Below are 856 nucleotides of genomic sequence, written 5' to 3' on the forward strand. Positions count from 1 at the left end.
TCAGTATGAGGTTGTGGATTTAGTTGAAGTCGCTGACATTCCACGCAGTACGTATTATTATTGGGAAAAACGGTTAAATCAACCTGATAAATATGAGAAAGTAAAAGAAGCAATCAACGAGATTTTTCATGAACATAAAGGTCGTTACGGGTATCGTCGTATTACAAAAGAGCTAGAAAAAAGAGGGTTCCGACACGATCCCAAAACTATCAATCGGTTAATGAATGAAATCGGTTTAAAATGCATGGTACGTATGAAGAAGTACCGTTCATATAAAGGAAATGTAGGCAAAATCGCTCCGAACGTTTTAAATCGCGATTTCTCTGCCGAGAAAATGAATCAAAAATGGGTAACCGACGTCACAGAATTCCACCTGTTCGGTGAGAAACGTTACCTTTCTCCAGTACTTGATTTGTGTAATGGCGAAATTATAGCGTATACGGTCATGAAACGTCCTGTTTACAAATTGGTAGGCGATATGTTAGACCAAGCGATTGAACGTATTCAGCCAGGAGAACAAGTAATTCTACATTCAGATCAAGGTTGGCATTATCAAATGAAACAGTACCAAAAAACATTAGAACAGCACCAAATTACACAGAGTATGTCCCGAAAGGGTAACTGTTTGGATAACGCTGTGATGGAAAATTTCTTTGGTTTATTAAAGTCTGAACTCCTTTATCTACAGGAATTTGATAGTATTGAACATTTTGAACGGGAATTAACGGACTATATTTACTATTACAATCACAAACGAATGAAGGCAAAATTAAAAGACCTGAGTCCGGTGGAGTACCGAACTCAAGTCTTAAAAGTTGCATAGAAATATTTTGTCTAACTTTATTGGGTCAGATCA

1 protein-coding gene is annotated in these 856 nt (G+C 37.0%); it reads left to right on the plus strand.

Annotated elements, in window-relative coordinates:
- Nucleotides 1-823, plus strand: an 823-nt coding sequence (locus tag AC3A54_RS25485) for an IS3 family transposase (RefSeq protein WP_487656669.1), incomplete at its 5' end; no start/stop codon positions are given.
- Between the last annotated feature and the right edge of the window lie 33 nt (nucleotides 824-856).

The organism is Neobacillus sp. Soil_C_43, from assembly GCF_057656715.1.